Below are 24,994 nucleotides of genomic sequence, written 5' to 3' on the forward strand. Positions count from 1 at the left end.
CGACCTCTCACACCACCGTACGTACCGTTCGGTATACGGCGGTTCCATTAAGTTTGACGCAGAAATTCATATCGATTATATAAACTTTTCAACCCTCGGTGACTCCAATACAAGTTATTGAGGGTTTTGTGTAAGATTGGACTACAGGCTATTCTCCAATATTTCTTTCTGGAGTTTCCCCATTCATATGCCTTTTGGTCAGGGACACCTAGACCTTTGAGTTTTCTTACTCTTGTCCTCGGTTTCTTCCATTGTTTCCATTCAAGCATACGGAGTCTCCGTCTAATCCACTCATCAAATTCTTTAAATTTACTTGGTGTATCAGCCAATGCAAAATATCCACACCATCCCGTTAGATATTGATTTAGTTTCTCGATTCTAACTTCCATAGGAATTTGTTTAGAACGGGAGGTTAACTCCCGTATTTTAGCCTTAAACCTTTTAATACTTTCATTGGCTATTCGAACCTTCGGTTTCTTATTGACCGTAAAGCTAAAGCCAAGAAACTTTCGTTTCCACGGGCGATCAACTGCTGACTTTTCTCTATTTACTTTGAGCTTTAATTTCTGCTCAATAAAGCATGTAATTGAGTTCATCACTCGTTCTCCAGCTTTCTTCGATTTCATGTAAATATTACAATCATCGGCGTAGCGGACAAACTTGTGACCTCTCCTTTCTAACTCTTTATCAAGTTTATCCAAAAGGATATTCGAAAGAAGGGGGCTCAGTGGACCTCCTTGTGGTGTTCCTTCTTCTGCATCATAGACTACACCATTCATCATAATTCCTGCTTGGAGATATTTCCGTATAAGTTTCAAGACCAGCCGGTCTTGGATTCTACTTGCTAATATCCCCATTAACTTATCATGATTGACTCTATCAAAGAATTTCTCCAAGTCCATGTCAATCACCCATCTATAACCTTCACTTATATATTCCCTTGCTTTACGAACCGCATCATGACCTCTTCTATTTGGTCTAAACCCATAACTATGTTCTGAGAAGGTTGGGTCAAGAAGTGGGGTTAGAACTTGGGCGATAGCCTGTTGAATGAACCGGTCTGTCACGGTAGGTATTCCTAGTAATCTTACTCCACCGTTCGGTTTCGGGATTTCGACTCGACGGACTGGGTTAGGTTGATAGGTACCTTCCCTTAATGAATCACAAAGAGTTTCCCAGTTCTCATAGAGATGTCTTCGTAGGGATTTTACGGACATTCCATCTATGCCGTGACTCCCTTTGTTCTTCTCCACACGTTTAAGTGCTTCTATTAAGTTTTCCCGTGACAGAATCAGATCCATTAACATGTGATATTTCCTTTCGACGTGAACGTAGAAATCTAATTATGTTATTCCTGCTCCACCCTCATGAAGTCCCCTGTGGAATTCACCACTTCCTCCTTCAAGTAAGTCCTTTCGGATTGTCTGCTTCTATACAGGAATTATATGCCTAGTTCTCGTTCTTCCTAATAGTTCAGTCCTTCCCATTCCATCTCGAGTTGGAATGGTACTATGACCTCGGCTGACTTCTGATTGTTCAGCTGTCCATCGCTGGATAGGTTACCAAGGGAACTTGGCGTTCCAATCAGACCTCCCCGGGTAAGAGTACAGTCTTTCCCTCCATCTATCTGCTTCATTTACTCTGTACCACCTTCGGCAGTAAGGACTTCGTTTTGTTGTGCAAACTCATCCAATGGTACCTAGCCTTATATGAAGTTCGTGTTCCTCAGACCGGAGGTTTGCCGCTCGCTTCCTTCAGATTCTGCGTCACCACAGACACCCTTGCGTTAAGCTAACCATTACTACTGCCTTCATGGTTCGGGACTCTCACCCTATAGACTGCACCCATGCCGGGCGCACACAAAAAACCGCCGGCAATTAGCACCGGCGGCCGTGTTTTCCTTATCCTTAGTTTTCACTCTGCATTTCATTTTCCCTTAATTCAACCCGGCGGATTTTTCCAGAAGCTGTTTTAGGAAGCTCCTCAATAAACTCGATTTTTCTTGGGTATTTATAAGGCGCTGTCAGTGTTTTAACATGAGTCTGCAATTCCTTCTTTAATTCTTCGGTCCCCTCAATTCCCTCTTGAAGAACAATGAAAGCTTTTACCACATTGCCGCGAATTTCATCCGGACTTGCAATAACCGCACTTTCCTTCACATATTCGTGCTTGACCAGCGCATCCTCTACTTCAAACGGTCCAATCGTATAACCTGAGCTGATGATGATATCATCTGATCTTCCCTCGAACCAGAAATAGCCTTCTTCATCCATTTTCGCCAGATCGCCCGTAACATAGTAATCCCCGCGGAATTGAAGCGCTGTACGTTCAGGATCTTTATAATACTGCTTAAATAGAGCAGGCGTCTGAGTATGAACAGCGATGTCGCCAATTACTCCGGGCGCGCACGGCTTTCCATCTTCGTCAATGATTTCCACCCTGTTGCCGGGAGTCGGTTTGCCCATTGAACCCAATTTAATCTTCATGCCTTTCGTTACACCAACGAGCAGCGTATTTTCTGTTTGGCCGTATCCATCGCGCACTTCAATATCAAAATACTGTTTAAAGATTTCAAAGACCTTTTGGTTTAAAGGTTCTCCAGCGGAAACCGCACTCTTCAAACTGCTTAAATCATATTTCTCCAACCCATCGACCTTCGCCATTAGACGATATTCAGTCGGCGTACAGCAAAGTGCCGTGACTTTGTAATCCTGCATGATTTGCAAATATTTCTGCGCGTTGAAACGCCCGTGATAGACCATTCCAGTCGCCCCAGAACCCAAGACAGATAAGAACGGACTCCAAATCCATTTTTGCCAGCCCGGACCTGCCGTTGCCCAGACAAGATCATTTTCTGTGATTCCAAGCCAATTTGCTGCAGCCGTCTTCAAATGGGCATAGGCCCAGCCATGCGTATGAACAACAGCTTTTGGATTTCCCGTCGTGCCTGATGTATAAGAAAGAAAGGCCATATCTTCCGCCAATGTTTCTGCCAAAGCTAATTGGTCGGATGCTTTTTCAGCAAGGTTGCCTAGATTCAGCCACTGATCGGCGCTCTTTCCGACTGAAAACTTGAGCAGATCTTTCGCTTCTTCCATGCCCTCAAATTGATCTGTATACTCATAATAACTGATTACCGCTTTTACATCCCCATGGTTAATCCGGAACTGTAAATCCTTGGTGCGGAGCATTTCCGAACACGGGATCACAACCAGTCCTGCTTTTAATGCAGCCAAATAAACCTCATATGCCTGAACAAGACGGGGGATGATGATCAGAACCTTATCCCCTTTCTTTAATCCTTCATTTAACAAAACATTACCGATTTTATTTGCTTTTTGCACTAAATCTATGTAAGTGATTTCCTTCTTATCTCCAGCTTCATTCATCCATTTGATTGCCGTTTTATCTCGATTATCTGCAAACTTTTCTATTTCGCTTACTAAGTTGTACTGTGTTGGAGCCAACAAATCTTCGCGTTTCATACTGTTTCCCTCCCATTATCAACTATTAGTACCTACTCATTATACAAGATAGAGAAAAATATTCATATAGATTTATCTCACCTTTCCAAATGAAATCAAAGAAGAGAGCGGGCTTTACGCTCGCTCTCTTGCAGCCATAATTATTTAATTAGCGTTGGAAACCGCTTCCGCCTAATTGTTGTTCAGCCATTTGAACAAGACGTTTAGTGATTTCTCCACCAACTGATCCGTTAGCACGGGAAGTTGTTTCTGCACCAAGCTGTACTCCGAACTCAGTTGCGATTTCGTATTTCATTTGATCAAGAGCTTGAGATACTCCTGGTACTAGAAGTTCATTTGAGCTATTGTTGTTTGCCATGTGTTGTTCACCTCCTTGTGATTATAGAGTGTGTTAAAACACATGGCTTCATTCCTAATAAATCATGGTAATTACTAGGTGGTCAGAATAAATCTCCTAGCTCTTCTTTTTTAAGAGACTGTCCTGGTTCAACCGTCAAAACATCAATATCCGCCAGCGCTTTTTCAATCAGCGGTTCGAAATCAACATAACTTTCGTAATGATTCACTTTATCCCGTTTCGGCTTTGTCTTCGGACTTGCCGGTGTGAAAACTGTACAGCAATCTTCATAGGGCTGGTTGGAAATATCAAACGTTTCAAGCTCCCTTGCAATTTTAATGATTTCTGTTTTATCCATTGCAATCAGGGGTCTTAAAATCGGCGTGTTCGTCACTTCATTGATCGTAAACATGCTGTTCATTGTTTGGCTTGCTACCTGTCCAAGGCTTTCGCCTGTTATGATCGCCATTGCGTCTTCTCTTTCACGAAGTTTATCAGCAATTCGAAGCATCAGCCTTCTCGTTGACGTCATCGAATAATTCTCCGGGATCTGCTTTTGTATCAGCAATTGAATTTCCGTGAAAGGTACAATATGAACCTTCATCTTTCCGTTGATCTGTGCAAGTTTCTCTGCCAAGTCGATTACTTTCTGACGTGAACGCTCGCTTGTAAAGGGCGGACTGTAAAAGTGAATAGCTTCTACCTCAAGCCCTCTTTTCATGGACAGATAGCCGGCTACCGGGCTGTCAATGCCGCCGGACAGCATCAGCATGGCCCGTCCGCTTGAACCAAAAGGCAAACCGCCGGCACCCGGAATAATTTCACCTGTCATATAAACAGCTTCTCTTCGTATTTCAACCCTTAAATTAAATTCAGGGTTTCTTACATCCACCCGTAAACCTTCAGAATTACTAAGCAAATGCCCGCCAAGCATATGGTTAATCTCATCGGTATTATAAGGGAAATCCTTATCGGCCCGCTTCGTTGAAATCTTAAACGTTGCCGGTTTTTCATTTAGGTTATTGAAATAGTACAGAGCGGCTTCCTTCACTTTTTCTATATCCCGATCCACCTTGATGGCAGGACTCATGGATTGAATGCCAAACACATTCTTAAGGCGCCCAAGGACTTCTTTATGGTCTGCGTCATGCAATAAAATATACACTCTTTCACGGTTAGCCTTGATTTCGAGTCCTTCGAGTCCTTTCAGGCTCCAGCGAATATGTGCCCTCAATTTATCAACAAAAGATTTGCGATTCCTTTTTTTTGTAGAGATTTCTCCATAACGTATGATAATATGATCAAATTTCATAGTTCTTACCTCATCACCTTTTCTAATCGGCTGACAGTCCGGCGGATTGCATTCAGAGCAAGTTCCGCTTCCTCCTGGCCGTTCTGGTACGATAGACTGATTCGAACGACACTTTCAGCCCGTTCCTGGTCTGAAAACATGGCCCATATCGTTTTACTTGGTGCTCTTTTTTTCGAAGAACAGGCACTTGTAGTCGATAAATAAATATCTTCCTTTTCAAGTGCATGAATGAAAACTTCTGTCTTGATGCCAGGCAGCGAAAAATTAATGATATGCGGGGCGCCAAAAGGCGTGCTGTTCATCTGGATCCCATCCATTTTCTTGATTCCTTCAAATAAAATATCGTGAACAGCTTTCATTCTGCCATAATACTGACTGTACGCATCCATCGTCATTCTCAATGCCTTAGCCAAAGCCACTGCTCCCGCTACGTTTTCCGTTCCGCTCCTCAATCGGGATTCCTGGTTCCCGCCTGAAAATAATGGCTGAATACGCACGCCTTCCCGTACGTAAAGGAAACCTGTTCCTTTAAGACCATGGAACTTATGTCCGGATACCGTACATAAATCAATATTCGCTTCTGATAAAGATAGAGGCACCTTGCAGATTCCCTGCACGTGATCCACATGAAACAGAGCATTTGGCCAATTTTTCAGAAGTTTTCCGATTTCCTGAACCGGCTGAATGGAGCCTGCCTCATTATTCACATGCATGACAGAAACTAAAATCGTATCTTCCCGTAAAGCTGCGGCAATATCCGCAACAGACACTGTACCCTCCTGATTAACCGGCACATAGGTGATTTCGAAGCCTTCTTCTTTTAATGACTCGCAAGCTTCCTCTACCGAAGGATGCTCAACAGCCGTTGTAATAATATGCATGCCTTTCTTCTTGCGGGCATGGGCAGTCCCTTTTACAGCCAAATTATTTCCTTCCGTACCGCCTGATGTGAAAAAGATTTCACCAGGTTTTACATGGAGCAGCTCCGCAACCTGCTTCCGGGCGGTCAAAAGCAGCCTTTCTGCCTGGCCGCCAAAACTATGGATCGAGGATGGATTTCCGAAAAAATCGCCTGATACCTTTATATAAGAGTCCAGTACCTCAGGATAGGGCTTTGTTGTCGCACTATTATCTAAATAAATCATGGTTTCACCCTCCATGGAGTTTAAAAAGTTCAGCCCCAATTCCTGCCTCAGCAGACACAGGGACTATTCCAAAAAACAATGCAGCCTTCACTAAAAGAACTTGTATGCAACTTCTAATATTAACATAATCAAAAAAGAATGAGAATGGCAATTACGGACTGAAGAAGACGACATGCCTGTTACAATGGTATTTCGGCAAGAAAAAAACCCGCCAAAGCGGGTTTTTACGAAAATACTTTATCAAGATTGGCTTCCATTCGCTGCAGAACTCCCGGCTCTACTTTTTCAATAGCGGCCGCTGCGATTTCCAACGCCTGCTCATAGGCAAAATTCCGGAACTCTTCCTCTGCTTCTCTTAGCCGTTCCCCAACTGCCGGATGGCTGCTGCGATAGCGGTTTCCATATTGAATCACTTTCTCAGCCAAGTACATATTTTCAATCAGCTGTTTCGTCTTATCATGCACTCTGCTGACATTTTCTACAGCCTTTTCAAGGTAAACATACACAGCTGCCATATCTAAAGGCTTTTCCTCCAGCTTTTGATTTACATCATCCATGCTTTCTTTCGCTTCATAGACGATCGCCTTGTATTCTTCCGGAATTCCCGGCAAGTTGCTCTTCGTTAACAGACGGCTTGTCTCAATCATTTTCTTCCTTAAATCGGCTAATGATTCCCTTGCATCGATTTCGTCTTTTCTCAAAGCCTGTATCTTAGCCGAAAACGTTTTTTGTTCCTCATCCAGTTCATGAAGCTGTTCATCCAGCTTTTTCATTTCCTCATGAATCAATGTGCTGGCAGTACTATTCTCTTCGATTTTCAAAATTAGCAGTTCGTATCGCTTGGCAATCTGAGCAATTTGCTTTTCCAGTTTTCTTTGAGAATCCACTTCTTTTTCATTCACATGGTATGTATGCTGTACGATGGCTGTTTCTGATCTCAACTTTTCTTGCTCATACTCCGCATTTCCTATCTCTTCGCGAAGCTTCTCTTCATTCTTCAGAATGTATTGCTTTGCCAGCACTTCTTTTTCAAGAAGATCGTACAGGACATTGATATTGTCATTCAGATCAGCGATGCCCTGTTCAACTGCTTCCGCTTCACCGTTCGCCAATTGTTCTTTGTACAGTTCAAGCTCTTTTTCTACTCTCTCCATTTCGAGGTCAAATTGGATGTGATCCAAGATGTAACCCTGCTCAAGCATTTCTTGATACCCTTCCTTCAGCTCTGCAATCTGAGATGGAATAGAAGTCTGGCTTTCCACCATCAGACGGGGAAGAGCTTCCATTTGATAAGAAAGTGAGGCAAGCTGTGCTTTTATGGACAGGACAAGTTCCCTGGCATTTAAATAGTTTCCGTTTTCTGTTTCTTCCTCATATTGCTGAACGGTTTCAAGAACTTGATCAAGAACACCCTCAAGCTTGCCTGCTGCCTTTCCATACATATGGCGATGAGCAAGCAGAGCCTTTTTCTGTTTTCGATAGGCTTCTTTGATCTCCTCGATTTCAACCCGGTTCTTTTCTTCGCTGCCGACCAAATCATTTAATTCATAAAGAATTTTCTTTATGGCTTCTTCAACTTCAGTGAGCTTTGCTGCAATTTTCCGCTGCGTTTCTTTAGACTTTTTAAATCGATATTTATCGACATAATCCTCCGCATCAAAAAGCAGTTCTTCCACTTCCGGAAGATAGGCAGTAGTGACTTCATCCCAATCACGCCGCCAGTTTTCAAACAGTTCTTCTGTTTCTCCGGTCATGTTCAATTGTTTTACTTTAGAAAGCTCTTCCAGCACGGGGCGGTTCATAATATCTGCTTTCCATGCTTCCAGACGATCAATCTCTTTAAAATATTTCTTTTTAAAAAAATAACCCCAAACGATAAATGCCAATATGACTGCCAGTATTCCAAGTATGTATTCCATCATAAGCCCCCTGTTTTTGCCTTTCCGTTTCGTTCTATTATATATGAATGTTAAAATGTTCAATTTAATGCTTTTATGATAACATGTTACCAACAATTTTTGATGAGAAAAATGCTTTTTTTGTAGAAAAATGCATAAAAATAAAGTTTTCAGGAGGTCTTTGCATTGAAAGCAGACAATCATATCCATACTCCATTTTGTCCTCACGGGTCAAGTGACAGCTTCCAAGAATATATTCAAAGGGGCATTGAATTAGGCTTGGAAGAAATGACCTTCACAGAACATGCTCCTCTTCCGGAAACCTTCATTGATCCAACCCCTGACAAAGACAGCGGCATGGATCCTGACGCTCTTCCAGCTTACTTTAAAGAACTTCAGGCGATTAAACAGCAGTATTGGGGAAAAATGAACATTCGCATCGGCTTGGAAATCGATTTTATTGAAGGATACGAAGAAGAGACTGTCCGTTTTCTAAATGAAAATGGTCCATTTCTTGATGATGCCATCCTGTCTGTTCATTTTATCCGGCATGAAGATCAATGGCACTGCATTGACTTTCATGAAGATACCTTTCATACTATTGCAAATAAAATGGGCTCGGTCGATGCAGTCTATCAAAAATATTTTGATACCCTTGAAAAATCGATTGTGACGGATCTTGGTTTATATAAACCAAAACGAATCGGCCACATCACACTTGCTCATAAATTCCAGAAAAAATATCCGCCGGCCGAGGCTTTCGACCGCCGCATCTATCATATTTTAGATTTGATTCGGAAGCACGAATATGAACTGGATTATAATGGAGCAGGAGCTGTTAAGCCCCTTTGCCGGGAACCTTACCCTCCTGAACGGTTCGCAAAATATGCTTTGCAGCTCGGAATTCCGCTTCGCTACGGCTCTGATGCCCACCAGGCAAAAGGGCTGGGCCAAGGTTTTTCTTCACTGATTCCAGGTTTCTCTGTCATTAAGTGAGAACATGCTCCAACCCAAGCCCCGGAGAAGGCCTTTCAGAATCTGTGAATAATGTAGATTCTAAGAAACGGCATACTTCTTCAGCATAACGGTCTGTATAATATGTTTCCTGCGGGAAGACATGCAAAACCTCCATAGCATAATGAGTATGGAAAACCGGAGCAGAAAGCAGCCCCTTGACCTGCAGTAAGAAGAGCGGGATGGAAACGGATTGAAAAGCCCGCTGTTTGATTCCCTGCTCCAAAATATATTGAAAATAATATTTCTCTTTCATAAAATAAGTAGAATGGACTTCTCTATTTAAATTTGAATCCAAAGAAGATTCGCCATTTATAAAACTGGCGGCCAGAAAGTGTTTGCGCTGGTATTGCAGAATATCATTTACCATGCTCAGCAAACATTCCTGCGGATTTTTCTTTTTATTGTACAGCTGTATATTTTTTTCAATAATCGAGATATACTGTTCCAAATAATCCGTGAAGCAATATTCCAGCAATCCTTGTTTGTTTTTGAAATAATAAGCAATATTGGCGGCATTCACTTTGGCTTTGTTGGCAATATCCCGGATTGAAGTGGCATGGTAGCCTTTTAAGTGAAATAAATACAAGGCGGAATCCACAATGGCTTGTTTGGTTGGCGTTTGGCGATTCATCAGCAATCCCTCGCTTTCTTAGAGCCAAGTCTATTCTCTACATCATTCTGCTTAACGAAGGCGGTTTCCTCCACAAAGTTCTCGACAATAAATTCCCGCCATTCAAAGCGAATGGCCTTAAACTGTAAAATTATTTGGAAGCAAGGTGAAATCAATTGTTTAATGTCGAAAAGTATCAAGGTAAGAAAAAAGAAAAGTATTCTCTTGTACATAAGCAGCTGTCTGCTCTTATCGAGGGAGAACCGAATCGAATAGCGAACCTTAGCAATGCGGCAGCATTGCTCAATCAGTTTTTGGATGAAATCAATTGGGCTGGCTTTTATTTAACAGAAGAGAACGAACTGGTTCTCGGCCCATTCCAAGGGCTTCCTGCCTGTGTGAGGATTCCATTTGGAAAAGGAGTATGCGGAACTGCCGCAGAAGAAAGAAAAACATTGAGGGTAGAAGATGTGCATCAATTCCCTGGCCATATCGCCTGCGATGCAGCTTCCCGTTCAGAAATCGTGATTCCGCTTATTAAAGAAGGGGCTGTCATTGGAGTCTTGGATATCGACAGCCCGATAACCGGCCGTTTTGATGAAGAGGACGAAAAAGGACTGACCGAATTTGCAGAGATTCTCAGCAGACATTTATGAGATACGAAACAAAGGAGCAGCCATTTATTGGGCTGCTCCTTCCCTATGAAGGAAATGAAATTGGGCTATGAATCTTCAATCTCTATTAGGATGCAGAAAAGGGTTCTTGGAGGAAAATTTTATTTTTCCCTGCTTTTTTTGCTCTATAAAGGGCATCATCCGCCCTTTTAAACAGTGCTTTCATATGATCCGGCTCAGACTTTTTCCAATACGCAATTCCGCACGAAATGGTTACTTTCGGGCTCGACAATTCCTGGACCTTCTCCTTCAGCCGCTCGGCAATTCGCATTCCCTTACACAGCGGAACTTTCGGTAAATATATGGCCATCTCTTCGCCTCCCCACCTTGTTCCAATATCCCCGTCCCGAATATTGCTAAGAATCAAATCGGACACCTGAATCAGAATTTCATCTCCTACCTGATGTCCGTATGTATCATTCACCTTCTTGAAATCATCAATGTCAATCAGCAAAAAAGTTCCCTCATCGTCTGCATTCATGGACTGCGACATTTTTTCTTCCAGATAATTCCGAGAGTAAAGCCCAGTGAGATAATCTGTAATGACCATTTTTTCTAATTCTTCACGGAGTATAGAATTCGACATTGCCAGACTGGAATGCTGAATAAAGGACTGAAGAAGCTTGAACATTTCAAATGAAAAATAATATCGGTTCCTGTGAAGAACCACAGCTACTCCTCTGAGATGATCCGATTTCATAATAGGGACTGCCATCATTGAATAGTACGGGATATCATTTTCTCTTATTTGCATACTCATATCGCCCATGAATAATGGGTCTTTTGCTTTATGCAGCTTGGATTGGATAAAGGACAAATAAGGGGCGGATTCTTCAGAATGAAAAAACTCCGTGCATCCGGCCAGCAAATCAACTTCTCCCTCGGGAGAAAAGAGCATGAACCCGACTTCTTCCGCCTCAAAAGTCTCCATGATTTGCTTCTGCATATAGTCCATTGTCTCGTTTAAGCGCAGATTGGAGTTAAGATGTTTCGACGATTCATTGATCAGCTGCAAGTCTGTAATTAACCGCCTTGACTGTTGGTACAGCTGGGCATTTTCCATTGCACTTCCAGCCGTATTGGCCAACAGCGTGATAAATTCGATCTCATTAAGGGAGCATAAGAGCATACTTGGAGCGGTTACTTGCAATACTCCATACGAACCTTGTTTTCCCTTTAACGGGGCATACAGAATGGATTGTCCATCCTTTGTTCCATTGAGCTGAGCTTTTTCTGTTACAAAAGCCTGCATAGCCCCTGCATTTTTGGTGTCATATTCCAATTCTTTAATAGGGAGATTTCCACGGTTCTCATTTTCATGGGAAAGAAGCAGGCAGTAATCAAAGTCTGGATAGATATGCTGAAGAGCCGACAGCATTTCTTCAAAGACTGCATTCAAGTTCATTGTAGAATGAAATTTCTCCGTAACCTTAAATAGCTGCTTATATCGTGTCTGTTCAATTACCGCATTCCATACAGACATAAGCCACAGCATAATTTCTTCCATTTCTTTTGAAAATCTTAGCATCTCCTCCAGCTCAGCCGTATTCAGCAGGCAGCTTTTCCCCTGAAGCAGCAGCAATCCATTAAGAACATCTCCATCCTTCACATAAAGTACTTTGGCGGAACGGGAATCCAATTTCACAAGTTCGGCTTCCGTCATCATATTTCCCTTAAAAACCCCTGCTCCTCCCTCCTTTCCGGCAGCATCAGAAAAGAACTCAGCTTCCAGGTAAAACTGTTCCATCCATTGGTTGTATTTATAGAAAGAAACGGCATCCAGCCGGAGCGCTTCTTGGGTCATTTTTAATACAGTCATTAGAAACATACGCAAACTGGCTTCATTTCTCTCCTCTTTAACCATTCGAAAAAAAATCGCCCTTATTTCATTTAAAAAGTGAATCATCTCACTGTGCATTCTCATCATCCCTATAATCATTCTTTTTCTTACCAGGACTATATACCCTCGTTTTTTATAATTTAAACCAATTAAATATCATTAAATTTAGTAAAAAAGAACTACATCGAAAGTAAAAAAAGAAAGACAGCACTTTCTGCTCTTCATTTATATCCTGAATATGCAAATCGCCGCCTCTGTTTACCGCTCATTATTTAAATAATTTTAACACATTTTCTTTTATTTTTATCATGCTTCTTTTTATTAAATGTTCCTCGCTGCTATTGACGCATTCTTATATTTATTATACAATAAAATTTGTGTAAAATATTGCAGCCTATGTGACAGCTTTTATGCTTTCATTTTGTTCCCCTTTTTAGGTGGTGCATCACGTAACCCTCAGCTGCTAGGGCGAAGATGCATGAAAACAAAATGATCATGATTGTGATTCACACCGGTTTTTATTTTACCCAAATAAAACCATTGAAGGAGGAGTCATCCTATGGCTCGTTATACAGGTCCAAGCTGGAAACTATCCCGCCGTTTGGGAATTTCCTTATCAGGTACAGGTAAAGAACTAGAAAAACGCCCTTACGCTCCAGGACAACACGGTCCTAACCAACGTAAGAAAATTTCCGAATACGGAACTCAATTGCAAGAAAAACAAAAGCTACGTCATATGTACGGAATCACTGAGCGTCAATTCCGCAACCTATTTGACCGCGCTGGCAAAATTCAAGGTGTACATGGTGAAAACTTCATGATCCTTCTTGAATCTCGCCTTGACAACGTCGTTTACCGTTTAGGTTTGGCTCGCACTCGCCGTGCAGCTCGTCAGCTTGTTAACCACGGTCACATCACTGTGAACGGACAGCGCGTTGACATCCCGTCATTCAAAGTATTACCAGGACAAACTATCGCAGTTCGCGAAAAGTCACGCAACCTAAGCACTGTAAAAGAATCAGTTGAAGCAACAAACTTTGTACCTGACTTCTTGACTTTCGATGCTGACAAACTAGAAGGTACTTTCACTCGTTTACCAGAACGTTCTGAATTGCCTGCTGAAATCAACGAAGCTCTTATCGTTGAATTCTACTCTCGTTAATCTTTACAGATTGCAGAGTAATGCACAAAAAACCATTGAAATGTTGTTACATCTGGACTTACCCCTGTCAAGTAGACAGCTATAAAAGACTATGCAGCCATCTGGCATCGGAATTCAATCGGTGCTAGGTGGCTGAGTCGTTTTTGAAAGCGTTGATAGTTATAAAAATAAATATAGTTTTCAACAGCGAGGGTTAATTCTTCATCCGTTTCAAAATGTGAGAGATAAATGCATTCACTTTTTAAGTGGGAAAAAAATGATTCGATACAGGCATTATCATGGCAGTTCCCCTTACGGGAATGGCTACCAATAATCCCTAAATGACTCAGCTGTTTATGATACGCATGAGATGTATACTGAAATCCTTGGTCAGAGTGAAGGATACTTCTGTACACATTTCTTTTTTTCGTTAATGATTCAACTGTCTCTAAAACGAGTTTTAGATCATTACATTTACTGATTTTCCAAGCAACGATTTCATTATTATATAAATCTTGTACGGCCGATAGATATAAGAATCCTTCTTTTGCCGGTAGATATGTAATATCTGTAACCAGCACTTCATTCCATTGTCGATCTTTAAACTGACGATCTACAATATTCTCAAAAATTCGTGACTCTTTCCCTTTGAAAAAACGCCGTTTCTTACGAATGATGGATTGTACACCGAGCTCATGCATTAATCGATACACTTTTTTATGATTCACCAAGAAGCCTCGTTCTTGTAAAGCAATTTTCATGCGAGGATAGCCATATTCCTTATGTTCTTGGTGGATTGTTAAAATCTGTTGTTTTAATGATAGGTCTTTTTTCGCACGACTTGATTGACGACCATTCTTGATCCATTTGTAGTAACCAGAACGCTGTATTCCCGCCATTTCAGCTAACCAAGTGATGGGATAACGATCCTTCATGGAATCGATGATTTGATATCGATCGGAATAACTCGGTGCACCTCCTCTTACAGATTTGGATACTGCTTTTTTAAGTATTCGACCTGTGCTTTGTAATAGTCTCTTTCTTCTTCAATCGATGTAAAGTGAATGCGTTTCCCCTTTAATGGGTTCGCTACTCCCTTAGCTCCAGATCCAATGGATGGTAATCGTTTAAAGGCCTCCGTACTTTCGGCTTCCTTGAATTTTTTGACCCAGGCTTTTACTTGTGACGAATTTCTAATATTGTAAGTATCGGCAATGACTTGATAACTGCCTTCCCCACGGAGATAGGCATGAACAACCTCTAATTTTAATTCGTTTGTATAGACTTGGTTTTTTCTTGTCATAGAAAAATCCCCTCCAAGTATAGTGTATCACCATTCAATGGAAATGGTTTTTTACACTGTCTACTTAAAGGGGATAATATCACATCAACGTTTCAATGGTTTTTTATTTTTATCTACTTTGCAAAATGAGGCAGGATAATGTACTAAATTGGGGCCAGCTGGGGCCAATTTTCTACATTTAGGGATGCTGCTACATATAAAATAACCATCAGTTGCCATAAAATTGATCAATTGTTGTCAATAGAAACCTCTAGAGATTTTGAATTAAAAAAGCCTGATCCTCCTTTTTCAACGAGGAATTAGGCTTTTGTTAAACTTTCCGTAATCGCATCAGAAAATTGACTTCCAGCTTTTTTGGCACAGTTTCGTTGTACTGCGCACAAATGGCTCAGATATTTCTTCGCCTCTCTCATTCAATATTAGCACCATTTTAAGCAGTTTATCAGGGCTTAGTACCGAACACTCGGTTACCGGTTTTGATAAAAAATATATCTACTTTAACGCCCCTATGACTGTTACCTTTATTCATTCGGATAAAGATTCTGATATGTTTTTACTGTATATTTAATTAAATCCTTTAAAACATTGGTATCGATATCAGCTAATTTATTTACATAAATACAAGCCTTACTCTTCGTGTGTTTACCAAAGCTCTCTAATAACTTCTCTCTTTCTTCACCTTCATAGGCCAAATAAAGACTAATTTTCGCCTTCCTTGGTGAAAACCCAACTAAAGGTGCATCCCCTTCATGACCTGATGCATACTTATAGTGATAGCTACCAAAGCCTATAATACTAGTGCCCCACATTTTTGCGTCGTAACCAGTTACTTCCTCAAAAATTTCTAATAACTGATAGGCATCTGCCTTCTTCTTCTCATTTTCCACACTTTCAATAAATTCAATTACACTATTGTCGGTTTCTTTCATCTTCGGTTCATACATATGCGCGCTCCTATTCTCTGAGTAAATACTTGTTTACACTATTATCATCATTTTTACATTCTAGTACAAGTCGATTTCCTGCAAAAAAGAGTGATCTTTAAAAAAACAATTATCCTACATATACTTTTAAGAACTTTATAAACTTTCCCTTATATAAAACATTTACTTCCCAAGTCCCAATTTTTATATTTTATCTATATTTACTCAACTATGTTGCGGAAATCAATAGTCTTTGTTACTGAAAACACAAGCAAATCGTATTCATAATCTAGGATTAATTAATCAGAAATGTCAAGTTATTTGAGCAACTGATTGACCAAAAGGACCAGAAAGCCTAAGCGTTTTGATGTCTTTATTAAAAAAAGTGATTCATACGGAACATGAACTTGCTAAATAAAACATTATTATGGTTTTTCAGTACACTGTTTCAATGCCTTCATTTGTTTCTCTAAACCTTTTTTCATAAATACGCGAAAAAGGATACTTAATATCTTTCCTGAAAAAAGTCTTGGCTGTTACTTCTTCTATAATAGAAAGAATACTGGTATTAGGACTAATTTCTTGAAGGTTATATGAAACATTGATTAAGAAAGAAGGATGATTCATTTGAATACTTAATCTATTATTTTTATTGTATTCAGTAACTTGACCTTCATACTCTTGAATACGGTTTCCTTCTCTTAACCTTTGTTTAAACTTAACACTTACCGGATTACTACTTTCAAACATCGTTAAATACTCAGTTCCTTCTAATCCTGTCATCCATTCTTTTTGTTTATCATTATCTTCTAAGTAGGAGAATATTACCTCAATAGGGGCTTGAATCTCTGTTTGACCTGTTATTATCAATGTTTTGTACCTCTAATTATCAGCAGTCATTATAATTTCTTAACTTTTATTGGAACATATATTTCTGTCTAATTGATAATTTCGATTGATGTTGTTTTATAAATTTCAATTACAGGAAGTCCAACATTCTGGTTTACACATCGTTACCCCTTTGCCTGATAACATTTCATTAAATATTTCATCCCCGTTCGTGTTTGCATGTAATTTCAATTCGCAAAAAATAGGATGAATTCACTAACTTTAGCATATTCTTGGTTAATTGATTGAATATTCACACTTATTGTAGAATACTGGAAGTGGAATTTATATTCCAAAAAACCAATAGAATGGAGACGAGAGCAATGAAGAAATGGTTTGTAAGTGTTTTTACAATTGCTTTTTTGTTGGCAGGTCAAAATTCATCGGTATTTGCAGCCACTGATCAGGATTGCGGGGAGTTTTCCAGTCATGAAGATGTCATGGCCTTTTGGTACGACAATGGATACAGTGCAGAAAATGATCCGCATGATTTAGACCGTGACGATGATGGACTGCCTTGCGAAGTTGACTCAGATGAATATGATAATTATGTAGCATCAAGAGAGGATGCCAGCAGTGAAAGTACCGATGATTCTTCCCCAACTACTGATACCGATTCCGAAGAAGCTTCAGAAGGAGAAGAACTGCCAGATACTGCTACTGACAGCATAGCTATGATGGCGATTGGGGCTGCTCTTTTAACTGCAGGAGGTTATTTGATTCTGCGCCGTCATGAGAAAACAAAGGCATGATAAAATCACACCTTCATTAGAGGTGAGTAAATGACAAGAATAGCAGGCGTTTTGTTTTTAATCGGCGGGTTATATTTAGCCATTTCAAACTATTTAGACTGGCAGGAAGGCCGCTCTTCAGCAACAGAGCTGACAGACAGTGAAATGCGAACATATGAAACGGCTGAAGCGGAAACAGTGCCATCTCCGCCTGATCAGCCAGAAGAGGAGTCTCTCCCTCATCAAACCGGAGAAAAAGTCGGGTGGCTCATCATACCAAAGATCGAGAAAAAGTTCACAGTTTACTGGGGAACAAAAGAAGAAGTGTTAGCAAAAGGGGTCGGCATGTTTGACAGTGAATTGACAACGAGTCCGGGACAAGGCCATACGGTTCTCAGCGGCCATCGCGATACCGTTTTTTCGGGATTGGATGAATTAGAGGCTGGCGATGAACTGATTGTGGAATATGCGGACCGGCGGTATATATACAGCATTGAAAAAACCTGGATAACTGATAAAGAAGATCGTTCCGTCATTGTAAAGAAAAATGAACCTGTTCTTACACTGACAACTTGCTATCCATTTACCTATATAGGGAATGCCCCTGAGCGATATATTATACAAGGCAGGCTTCAATAAGAAGCTTGCCTTGTTTTGTGATTATTATTCATAAACATCTCTATCTATTTTAAACGTTTATTCATCACTATGTCTGCCGCCGCCACCGCCAAAGTGAATCTTAAATCCGTCCCGGCCATGAGCATTTTTGGAGTGTCCGCCAGAGCCGCCAATGGATTGAAGGTTCGCATCTCCCTTTTTTGTTTTCACAATGATGATCCCGGCAGTAACCGAGATCATTGCTGCACCAATCCCAGTTAAAACCCATTCTTTATGCTGGATGAACCAATCCATGTCAATCGCCTCTATCTAATAAATATATACTTCTCAATTAGTATACATAAAAGAAGTCGAGGAAGGAAATTTTTTCTCTAGTTACTTCATAAAAAGGCCTGCAGACAAGTCCCGCAGGCCAAAAGCTTCAATCATTTGATTATTTTACAAGCGTATACTTCTTTTTACCGCGGCGGACCAGCATAAACTCTCCTTCTATTTTGTCCGCTTCTGTTACGGTATATTGAAGATCTGTCACTTTCTCTCCGTTAATCGAAATGGCGCCATTTTGGATATCTTCTCGAGCCTGGCGTTTAGACGGAGAAATTTTAGCTTGAACGATTAAATCAACGAGACTGATTTCTTCATTATTCTCTCTTGTGTAGCTTGGAACATCTTTAAACCCAAGCTTAATCTCCGCAGCACTCAGGCTTTTCACTTCACCGCTGAATAATGCAGCAGAAATTTTGACTGCCTGATCTAAAGCTTCCTGACCGTGAATTAATTTGGTCATTTCATTGGCCAACGCTTTTTGGGCTTTTCGCAGGTGCGGTTCTTCTTGTACGGATTTTTCCAGCTCTTCAATCGTTTCATGACTGAGGAATGTGAAGTATTTTAGATATTTGACAACATCCGCATCTGCTGTATTAATCCAGAACTGGTAAAACTCATATGGCGTTGTTTTTTCCGGATCAAGCCAGATCGCGCCGCCTTCTGTTTTCCCAAATTTCGTTCCATCCGCTTTCGTAACAAGAGGGATCGTCATTCCAAATGCCTTTGTTTCCTCATCATGTGTCTTACGGATCATCTCAAGGCCCGTTGTGATGTTGCCCCACTGATCGCTTCCGCCAATTTGAAGCTTACAATTATGTTCATTGTATAGATGATTAAAATCAATTCCCTGCAGAATCGTATACGTAAATTCAGTAAAGGAAATGCCTGTTTCAAGCCTTGATGCAATCGTGTCCTTCGCCAGCATGTAATTGATGCCGATATATTTTCCGTAATCTCGGAGGAAAGTGACCATATCAATCTTCCCAATCCAGTCATAGTTATTGACCATTACGGCTCCATTTTCGCCCTCAAAATCGAAAATCTGCATTAACTGCTGCTTCAGGCAATCCGCATTATAAAGAACCTTTTCCAATGTTTGAAGCGAGCGTTCTTCCTTCTTGCCGCTTGGATCTCCAATCAGTCCTGTTGCTCCGCCGACCAATACAATCGGGCGATGGCCATGCTGCTGAAAACGGCGCAGTGTCAAAAATGGCAGTAAATGACCGATATGCATACTGTCACCAGTAGGGTCGACACCGCAGTACAACGAAATGAATTCTTTATTCAGAAGGTCCTTCATCCCCTCTTCATCCGTCTGCTGATAAATAATACCTCTCCACTCTAAGTCTTTAAGCAATTCCATTTACATGTCCTCCTCATTCGTCTTTTCTCACTTTGCTTCATCTCTTTTAAAACGCAAAAACGCCCCTTCATAAATATGAAGGGACGAAAAAATCGCGGTACCACCCAACTTGAGGATACAAAAAATATCCTCCGCTCAAGACGGATAACGGCCGCCAGCCGTTTGCTGCTACTGCGAGTTCCCAGCAAATGCTCAAGGAGGTAATTCATTCTGCGATTTGTGCCAATTTTCACCAAACATTGGCTCTCTGCATTACAGGGATCGCATTACTACTTGTTCCTATCATCGCTCTTTTTTCCTGGTTATATGATTGAATTGTAAACATTGTGGCCCGGCTTTGTCAACTTCCTCTTTTACAATTGTTACACTACCCGAAACTCGGTCTATTTCATACTCGAAATATGCTATAATATATGTGATTTTGGGAGGTCTGATATATTGAAGAATGATAGACTTAAAGAAATATGGAACAAATTGCTCCATTTTATTCGTGATAAGAAAACACGGAAGACAGCGAGAATTTCCTATTTGGTCACTTGGAACTTATTTTTGCTCTTTTTAGTCATTGGAATCGTCGGCTTTTCCTTCGTCGGAGGAGTAGGAGCCGGATATTTTGCTGCTCTTGTAAAGGATGAACCCGTTCGCTCTGAACAAGAACTAAAGAAAGACATCTACAATTACGAAGAGACCTCGGAAATCTACTTTGCTGACAATGTCTATCTTGGAAAGATGAAGACTGACTTGGAACGTGAAGAAGTATCCATCGATCAAATTTCTGATTATCTAAAAAAAGCGGTGATCGCCACTGAGGATGAATATTTTTACGAACATGACGGTGTCGTCCCAAAAGCAGTGCTGAGGGCCATCTATCAGGAGTTCGCGAATTCAGCCGTTCAATCTGGCGGAAGCACGCTGACACAGCAGCTGATCAAAAACCAAATTTTGACGAATGAAGTCTCCTTTGAAAGAAAAGCAAAGGAAATTTTGCTTGCTTTGCGAGTAGAAAAATTTATGGACAAGGAAGAAATTCTTGAAACCTATTTGAACGTATCTACTTTCGGCAGGAACTCATCCGGCAGTAACATTGCGGGTGTTGAATCTGCTGCTGAAGGATTATTCGATGTTGAAGCCAAGGATTTGAATCTGCCTCAGGCGGCCTTTATCGCCGGATTGCCTCAAAGTCCGTTCGGCTATACCCCTTATACCCAAAAAGGAGAGCTCAAGGAAAACTTAAGTCCCGGCCTTAATCGTATGAAAGTCGTCCTCAAACGGATGCGGGATAATAATGCCATTACCCAAGCTGAATATGAAAAAGCGGAAAAATATGATATCACAAAGGATTTTATCGGGAAAAAGCCTTCCCCATCAGAAAAATATCCTTGGGTTACATCTGAAATCGAAAAAAGAGCCGTTGACATTTTAGCCGTGATTTTAGCAGAGAAAGACGGCTATGAAGAAAGTGATTTGGAAAAGGACGATAAACTAAACAAAGAGTATCGTACATTAGCCGATCGCAATCTAAGACAGAACGGCTATGAAATCCATTCAACGATCAATAAAAAGATTTATGATGCCATGCAGGAGGTCACGCGTAACTATCCGAATTTTGGCTATGACAAATACGAAGAAGTATATGATTCTGAAACGAAAAAGACGAAAACAGTCAAAATGCCGGTTGAAGCAGGAGCGTCGTTAATCGAAAACAAGACCGGGAGAATTTTAAGTTTTGTAGGCGGACGTGATTTCAAACGGGAGCAGACGAATCATGCCACTTATGCTAAGCGGTCAAATGGCTCAACAATGAAACCATTGCTCGTTTATGCACCGGGTATTGAGCTTGGAAAACTGTCACCTGGAAGTGTTGTCGCTAACGTCCCTGTTACGATTCCTAATCCTGGCGGGGCTCCATGGAAGCCTAAAAACTATGGCGGCGGCGGTTATACCGGGTTAACGACTGCCCGTGAAGCATTGGCCAAATCGTACAACATCCCTGCCGGACTTTTTTATAAAAATATTATTAATCAGGATCCGGTCCAGTATCTTGAAAAAATGGGCTTCTCGAGTTTAACAAAAGGTGATCATACCCACCTTTCCATGGCTCTTGGAGGATTGGATGCAGGTGTAACCGTAGAAGAGAATGTCAATGCCTATACAACCTTCGCCAACTCTGGGGAATTTAAGGATGCGTACATGATTGAGAAAATTATAGGAAAAGACGGGAAAGTAGTCTATGAACATAAGCAGGATCCTGTGAAGGTATTCTCACCACAGACTGCCTATCTGACACTTGATATGATGAGGGATGTCATAAACAGCGGGACTGCAACTTCCATTAAAAAACGCCTGAACTTCTCTGCCGATTGGGCAGGAAAAACCGGGACAGGCCAAAACTATTCTGATGCCTGGTTTGTTGCGACAAATCCGAATGTAACCTTTGGAACCTGGATCGGTTACGATCAGCCTAAATCCTTACAAGGAAGCTACAATGGCCTTGAATATAATCAGCGGAACCTATATTATTGGTCAGACCTTATGAATGCTGCGTATAAAGCAGACAGTGAGTTAATCGATCCTAAGCAGCGCTTTGAAATGCCTGGAGGAATCGTCAGCCGGTCTTTCTGTGCGGTTTCCGGTCTACTTCCTTCTGATGCATGTAAGAAGGCAGGCCTGGTTCGCACCGATTTATTCCCTGCTTCAAGCGTGCCGTCTAAAGGTGATAAGAGTTTCATAGACGGTCAATATGTACAAGTAGGAAATAAGAGATATAAAGCACTGCCTGAAACTCCAAAAGAGTTTACAAGCGGAGGCTTAATGCTTAACCCGGATTCACTTGACACGATTGGACTGAAATATGTAGATGACCCTGACAGTATTTCTATTCTTTCGAAAGAGAAAAAAGGAACAGGCGGTGCAGCCGCCACTGCCGTGCTAAAAGACAACGGCAAAGTGCCTGCCGCTCCTTCCGTTAGCTTAAAAGACGGAAAACTTGTTTGGGGCCTCCATCCAGAAGGCGATGTAATTGGATACCGAATCTATCAAAACGGCAAAAAGGTTCGCAGTACAAAAGCAGATACCAGCATGTCGTTCAAAATATCCAGCGGTTCTTATTATGTCACCGCAGTAGATATTTCAGGCAAGGAGTCCAAGCCCTCCGCTGATCTGAAGGCTGCCTCTAGGCCAGAGAAAAAGGAAAAGGAAAAACCCAAAACAGAGCCTGCAGCGAAAGAGAAAGAAGATAGCAAGAAGAACGAAAAAGAGACAGAACCTCAGAAAGAGCAAGCCAAGAAAACAGAACAAAAAGAGCCGGAGAAAAAAGAACCGGAAAAGAAAGAGACAACAGAAGAAAAGGCTCCAGAGCCTAAAAAAGAAGAGCAGCAAGAGAAAAAACCGGAAGAAGAACCTAAAAAAGAACAAGCTCCAGAAAAGGCTGAGGGAGAATAAAATTTCCTCTCCTATACCAATAAAAAGGGCATCCCATGAACGGGATGCCCTTTTTATGCTTCAATCTTCCATTGTTGAAAGATCTCCTGTTGGAAGATCTAATTCCCATGCTTTCAGGACACGGCGCATAATTTTACCGCTTCGTGTTTTCGGCAGCTTATCGCGGAATTCTATTTCACGGGGAGCCGCATGGGCTGCCAATCCTTTTTTCACGAATTGACGGATTTCCTCAATCAGTTCTTCACTAGGCTGATAGCCTTCCCTTAGCGCAATAAAGGCTTTGATAATTTCACCGCGGACCGGATCCGGCTTTCCGATCACCCCGGCTTCTGCTATTGCCGGATGCTCGACCAGCTTGCTTTCTACCTCAAACGGTCCTACACGTTCTCCAGAAGTCATGATGACATCATCCACACGTCCCTGGAACCAAAAGTAGCCGTCTTCATCCATATAAGCAGAATCTCCAGAGACATACCAGTCACCCGGCATGAAATACGATTCATATTTGGCTTCATTGTTCCAAATGGCCGCCATCATGGAAGGCCAGCCTTTTTTAATAGCCAGGTTCCCCATTCGATGGGGCGGCAGCTCATTTCCTTGATCATCCACAATGGCTGCTTTTACTCCAGGAATCGGTTTTCCCATGGATCCGGGTTTAATTTCAAGACATGGGAAGTTACAGATTAATTGAGCGCCGGTTTCTGTCATCCACCATGTATCATGGATTCTCTTTTCGAATACCTTCATCCCCCAGCGAACCACTTCGGGGTTAAGCGGCTCTCCAACGCTCAAAACATGTCTGAGAGAACTCAGGTCAAACTTCTTTACTACTTCATCCCCTGCGCCCATCAGCATGCGGAACGCAGTCGGCGCACTGTACCACACGGTTACGCCAAAGTCTTCAATCGTTTTATACCAGGCCTCCGGCTTAAATCGGCCGCCGACGATCACATTGGATGCGCCGGCCAGCCATGGAGCAAAGATTCCATACGAGGTGCCTGTCACCCAGCCGGGATCTGCTGTGCACCAATAGACATCCTCTTCCTGAAGATCCAATACCCACTTTGCCGTCTGATAATGCTGAATCATCGCGTTCTGAACATGCAGAACACCTTTCGGCTTGCCTGTCGAACCCGATGTATAATGAAGGATTAATCCATCTTTCCGATCCAGCCACTCGATTTCAAATTTTTTGTCAGCCGCCTTCAGTTTTGCCGTAAAATCTTGATAGATTCCTTCTTCTTTTACATTTTCTCCGACAAGAAAAATATGTTTAAGCTCCGGCAATTCTTCAACGGGCACCCGTTCCAATAATTCTGGAGTCGTCACAAGCACCTTCGCCCCGCTGTCCTCCAGCCTGTCCCGAACGGCACCTTCCATAAATGCTTCAAAAAGCGGACCTGCAATAGCACCTGCTTTTATAGCACCGAGAAGCGCAAAATAAAGTTCCGGCGAACGCGGCATAAAAATAAAAAGACGGTCTCCCTTTTGAATGTCTCCGTGTTCTTTAAACACATTGGCCGCCTGATTTGTAAATTCTTTCATTTCTTTAAATGTGTATTTCTCATTTCGTTTTTCGTCTTTGTAATAAAGGGCAACCTTATTCTTTCGGTATGTTTCAGCATGACGGTCAATGGCTTCATAAGCAAGGTTGACATTTCCTGTTTTATACCAGGAAAAGGACTGTTCTGCTTCAGACCAGTCAAACTGCTTGTATGTTTCAGCGTAATCTTGTAAATTATAATTACCTTCCACTACTGATAGCGTTTTCAATTGCATAGACCAAACTCCCCCTTTTCTCGACTTTTACATGATCTATTATAATACAGGAATACATTATTCTCAATTTTTAAAATTTTCTGTTCCGTTTCTTTTCTCCCCCTTTTGACCCATCGGAAAAAGTTCTTGAAATAGATAAATTCGAAGGTGAAGAGCGTTCAG

At 41.4% G+C, this 24,994-nt stretch carries 21 protein-coding genes and 1 other annotated feature; of the genes, 6 read left to right on the forward strand and 15 right to left on the reverse strand.

Translation table 11 applies throughout. The features are described from left to right. Window positions 1–47: 47 nt before the first annotated feature. From ltrA to ezrA, 7 genes are all read right to left on the reverse strand, one after another. Window positions 48–1,307 carry a group II intron reverse transcriptase/maturase gene (gene ltrA / locus BQ4305_RS07580; protein ID WP_110926134.1) on the reverse strand — a complete coding sequence of 420 codons (1,260 nt, stop codon included), beginning with the start codon at window positions 1,305–1,307 and terminating at the stop codon, window positions 48–50. A gap of 158 nt (window positions 1,308–1,465) precedes the next feature. Then, window positions 1,466–1,636 (reverse strand): hypothetical protein, encoded by a 171-nt coding sequence (locus BQ4305_RS21380; RefSeq protein WP_199880500.1) that lies wholly within the window; start codon window positions 1,634–1,636, stop codon window positions 1,466–1,468. 271 nt (window positions 1,637–1,907) lie between these two features. Then, window positions 1,908–3,485, reverse strand: coding sequence for an acyl-CoA synthetase MbcS (gene mbcS, locus BQ4305_RS07590; protein WP_110927227.1), 1,578 nt, complete (start codon window positions 3,483–3,485; stop codon window positions 1,908–1,910). A 148-nt stretch (window positions 3,486–3,633) separates the two neighbouring features. Next, window positions 3,634–3,843 carry an alpha/beta-type small acid-soluble spore protein gene (locus tag BQ4305_RS07595; protein ID WP_110927228.1) on the reverse strand — a complete coding sequence of 70 codons (210 nt, stop codon included), beginning with the start codon at window positions 3,841–3,843 and terminating at the stop codon, window positions 3,634–3,636. Window positions 3,844–3,925: 82 nt separating this feature from the next. Beyond that, window positions 3,926–5,134, reverse strand: a complete 1,209-nt coding sequence (thiI, locus tag BQ4305_RS07600; RefSeq protein WP_110927229.1) for a tRNA uracil 4-sulfurtransferase ThiI — start codon at window positions 5,132–5,134, stop codon at window positions 3,926–3,928. A 5-nt stretch (window positions 5,135–5,139) separates the two neighbouring features. Next, window positions 5,140–6,279 (reverse strand): cysteine desulfurase family protein, encoded by a 1,140-nt coding sequence (locus tag BQ4305_RS07605; protein ID WP_110927230.1) that lies wholly within the window; start codon window positions 6,277–6,279, stop codon window positions 5,140–5,142. A gap of 224 nt (window positions 6,280–6,503) precedes the next feature. Next, a complete protein-coding gene (gene ezrA / locus BQ4305_RS07610; RefSeq protein WP_234396898.1) occupies window positions 6,504–8,201 on the reverse strand; it encodes a septation ring formation regulator EzrA in 1,698 nt (565 codons plus the stop codon). 162 nt (window positions 8,202–8,363) lie between these two features. On the opposite strand from ezrA, the gene hisJ reads away from it, so the two are divergent. Next, complete coding sequence (gene hisJ, locus BQ4305_RS07615; RefSeq protein ID WP_110927232.1) at window positions 8,364–9,173, forward strand: histidinol-phosphatase HisJ; 810 nt, start codon at window positions 8,364–8,366, stop codon at window positions 9,171–9,173. On the opposite strand, the gene refZ is transcribed toward hisJ, so the two are convergent. Further along, complete coding sequence (refZ, locus tag BQ4305_RS07620) at window positions 9,166–9,825, reverse strand: forespore capture DNA-binding protein RefZ (protein WP_110927233.1); 660 nt, start codon at window positions 9,823–9,825, stop codon at window positions 9,166–9,168. The genes hisJ and refZ overlap by 8 nt on opposite strands. 155 nt (window positions 9,826–9,980) lie before the next feature. Between refZ and BQ4305_RS07630 the strand changes: the two genes are divergently transcribed. Next, the gene (locus BQ4305_RS07630; protein ID WP_110927235.1) at window positions 9,981–10,460 is read left to right on the forward strand and encodes a GAF domain-containing protein; all 480 of its coding nucleotides are present in this window, start codon (window positions 9,981–9,983) and stop codon (window positions 10,458–10,460) included. A gap of 85 nt (window positions 10,461–10,545) precedes the next feature. On the opposite strand, the gene BQ4305_RS07635 is transcribed toward BQ4305_RS07630, so the two are convergent. Then, a complete protein-coding gene (locus BQ4305_RS07635; protein WP_234396899.1) occupies window positions 10,546–12,396 on the reverse strand; it encodes a diguanylate cyclase domain-containing protein in 1,851 nt (616 codons plus the stop codon). Window positions 12,397–12,877: 481 nt separating this feature from the next. On the opposite strand from BQ4305_RS07635, the gene rpsD reads away from it, so the two are divergent. Continuing rightward, a complete protein-coding gene (rpsD, locus tag BQ4305_RS07640) occupies window positions 12,878–13,480 on the forward strand; it encodes a 30S ribosomal protein S4 (RefSeq protein ID WP_110927236.1) in 603 nt (200 codons plus the stop codon). Window positions 13,481–13,569: 89 nt separating this feature from the next. Here rpsD and BQ4305_RS07645 read toward each other — a convergent pair. The 3 genes from BQ4305_RS07645 to BQ4305_RS07655 form a co-directional block, all read right to left on the reverse strand. Beyond that, window positions 13,570–14,762 (reverse strand): IS3 family transposase gene (locus BQ4305_RS07645; protein ID WP_110927237.1). Its coding sequence is split into 2 segments (ribosomal slippage): window positions 13,570–14,456 and window positions 14,456–14,762, totalling 1,194 coding nucleotides; the frame shifts between segments, so codons are not numbered across the junction. A 521-nt stretch (window positions 14,763–15,283) separates the two neighbouring features. Further along, on the reverse strand, window positions 15,284–15,706 hold the full coding sequence (locus BQ4305_RS07650; RefSeq protein WP_110927238.1) for a DUF1801 domain-containing protein: 423 nt from the start codon (window positions 15,704–15,706) through the stop codon (window positions 15,284–15,286). A 414-nt stretch (window positions 15,707–16,120) separates the two neighbouring features. After that, window positions 16,121–16,555 (reverse strand): SRPBCC family protein, encoded by a 435-nt coding sequence (locus BQ4305_RS07655; RefSeq protein WP_234396900.1) that lies wholly within the window; start codon window positions 16,553–16,555, stop codon window positions 16,121–16,123. A gap of 341 nt (window positions 16,556–16,896) precedes the next feature. Here BQ4305_RS07655 and BQ4305_RS07660 point away from each other — a divergent pair, with 341 nt between their 5' ends. Both BQ4305_RS07660 and BQ4305_RS07665 read left to right on the forward strand, forming a co-directional pair. After that, window positions 16,897–17,325: an LPXTG cell wall anchor domain-containing protein gene (locus BQ4305_RS07660; protein WP_110927239.1), complete on the forward strand. Its 429-nt coding sequence runs from the start codon at window positions 16,897–16,899 to the stop codon at window positions 17,323–17,325. A gap of 30 nt (window positions 17,326–17,355) precedes the next feature. Next, on the forward strand, window positions 17,356–17,943 hold the full coding sequence (locus BQ4305_RS07665; protein ID WP_110927240.1) for a class D sortase: 588 nt from the start codon (window positions 17,356–17,358) through the stop codon (window positions 17,941–17,943). Between the two features lie 57 nt (window positions 17,944–18,000). Here the strand turns inward: BQ4305_RS07665 and BQ4305_RS07670 are convergent, their stop codons facing one another. Beyond that, on the reverse strand, window positions 18,001–18,216 hold the full coding sequence (locus BQ4305_RS07670; RefSeq protein WP_110927241.1) for a hypothetical protein: 216 nt from the start codon (window positions 18,214–18,216) through the stop codon (window positions 18,001–18,003). A gap of 139 nt (window positions 18,217–18,355) precedes the next feature. Continuing rightward, on the reverse strand, window positions 18,356–19,612 hold the full coding sequence (tyrS, locus tag BQ4305_RS07675; protein WP_110927242.1) for a tyrosine--tRNA ligase: 1,257 nt from the start codon (window positions 19,610–19,612) through the stop codon (window positions 18,356–18,358). Window positions 19,613–19,688: 76 nt separating this feature from the next. Next, window positions 19,689–19,907: a binding site (T-box leader), on the reverse strand. A 143-nt stretch (window positions 19,908–20,050) separates the two neighbouring features. On the opposite strand from tyrS, the gene BQ4305_RS07680 reads away from it, so the two are divergent. Then, window positions 20,051–23,053, forward strand: a complete 3,003-nt coding sequence (locus tag BQ4305_RS07680; protein WP_110927243.1) for a transglycosylase domain-containing protein — start codon at window positions 20,051–20,053, stop codon at window positions 23,051–23,053. 60 nt (window positions 23,054–23,113) lie between these two features. Here BQ4305_RS07680 and acsA read toward each other — a convergent pair whose 3' ends face one another. Next, the gene (gene acsA / locus BQ4305_RS07685) at window positions 23,114–24,832 is read right to left on the reverse strand and encodes an acetate--CoA ligase (protein ID WP_110927244.1); all 1,719 of its coding nucleotides are present in this window, start codon (window positions 24,830–24,832) and stop codon (window positions 23,114–23,116) included. Window positions 24,833–24,994: the final 162 nt, after the last annotated feature.

Origin of the sequence: Bacillus massiliglaciei, from assembly GCF_900098925.1 — a bacterium.
Lineage (GTDB): Bacteria > Bacillota > Bacilli > Bacillales > DSM-1321 > Peribacillus > Peribacillus massiliglaciei.

What these genes read in the sequence shown, in the direction of transcription:
- ltrA (WP_110926134.1), bottom strand. Translation starts at nt 1,307, where the DNA reads ATGTTAATGGATCTGATTCTGTCACGGGAAAACTTAATAGAAGCACTT.
- BQ4305_RS21380 (WP_199880500.1), bottom strand. Translation starts at nt 1,636, where the DNA reads ATGAAGCAGATAGATGGAGGGAAAGACTGTACTCTTACCCGGGGAGGT.
- mbcS (WP_110927227.1), bottom strand. Translation starts at nt 3,485, where the DNA reads ATGAAACGCGAAGATTTGTTGGCTCCAACACAGTACAACTTAGTAAGC.
- BQ4305_RS07595 (WP_110927228.1), bottom strand. Translation starts at nt 3,843, where the DNA reads ATGGCAAACAACAATAGCTCAAATGAACTTCTAGTACCAGGAGTATCT.
- thiI (WP_110927229.1), bottom strand. Translation starts at nt 5,134, where the DNA reads ATGAAATTTGATCATATTATCATACGTTATGGAGAAATCTCTACAAAA.
- BQ4305_RS07605 (WP_110927230.1), bottom strand. Translation starts at nt 6,279, where the DNA reads ATGATTTATTTAGATAATAGTGCGACAACAAAGCCCTATCCTGAGGTA.
- ezrA (WP_234396898.1), bottom strand. Translation starts at nt 8,201, where the DNA reads ATGATGGAATACATACTTGGAATACTGGCAGTCATATTGGCATTTATC.
- refZ (WP_110927233.1), bottom strand. Translation starts at nt 9,825, where the DNA reads ATGAATCGCCAAACGCCAACCAAACAAGCCATTGTGGATTCCGCCTTG.
- BQ4305_RS07635 (WP_234396899.1), bottom strand. Translation starts at nt 12,396, where the DNA reads ATGCACAGTGAGATGATTCACTTTTTAAATGAAATAAGGGCGATTTTT.
- rpsD (WP_110927236.1), top strand. Translation starts at nt 12,878, where the DNA reads ATGGCTCGTTATACAGGTCCAAGCTGGAAACTATCCCGCCGTTTGGGA.
- BQ4305_RS07650 (WP_110927238.1), bottom strand. Translation starts at nt 15,706, where the DNA reads ATGTATGAACCGAAGATGAAAGAAACCGACAATAGTGTAATTGAATTT.
- BQ4305_RS07660 (WP_110927239.1), top strand. Translation starts at nt 16,897, where the DNA reads ATGAAGAAATGGTTTGTAAGTGTTTTTACAATTGCTTTTTTGTTGGCA.
- BQ4305_RS07665 (WP_110927240.1), top strand. Translation starts at nt 17,356, where the DNA reads ATGACAAGAATAGCAGGCGTTTTGTTTTTAATCGGCGGGTTATATTTA.
- BQ4305_RS07670 (WP_110927241.1), bottom strand. Translation starts at nt 18,216, where the DNA reads ATGGATTGGTTCATCCAGCATAAAGAATGGGTTTTAACTGGGATTGGT.
- tyrS (WP_110927242.1), bottom strand. Translation starts at nt 19,612, where the DNA reads ATGGAATTGCTTAAAGACTTAGAGTGGAGAGGTATTATTTATCAGCAG.
- acsA (WP_110927244.1), bottom strand. Translation starts at nt 24,832, where the DNA reads ATGCAATTGAAAACGCTATCAGTAGTGGAAGGTAATTATAATTTACAA.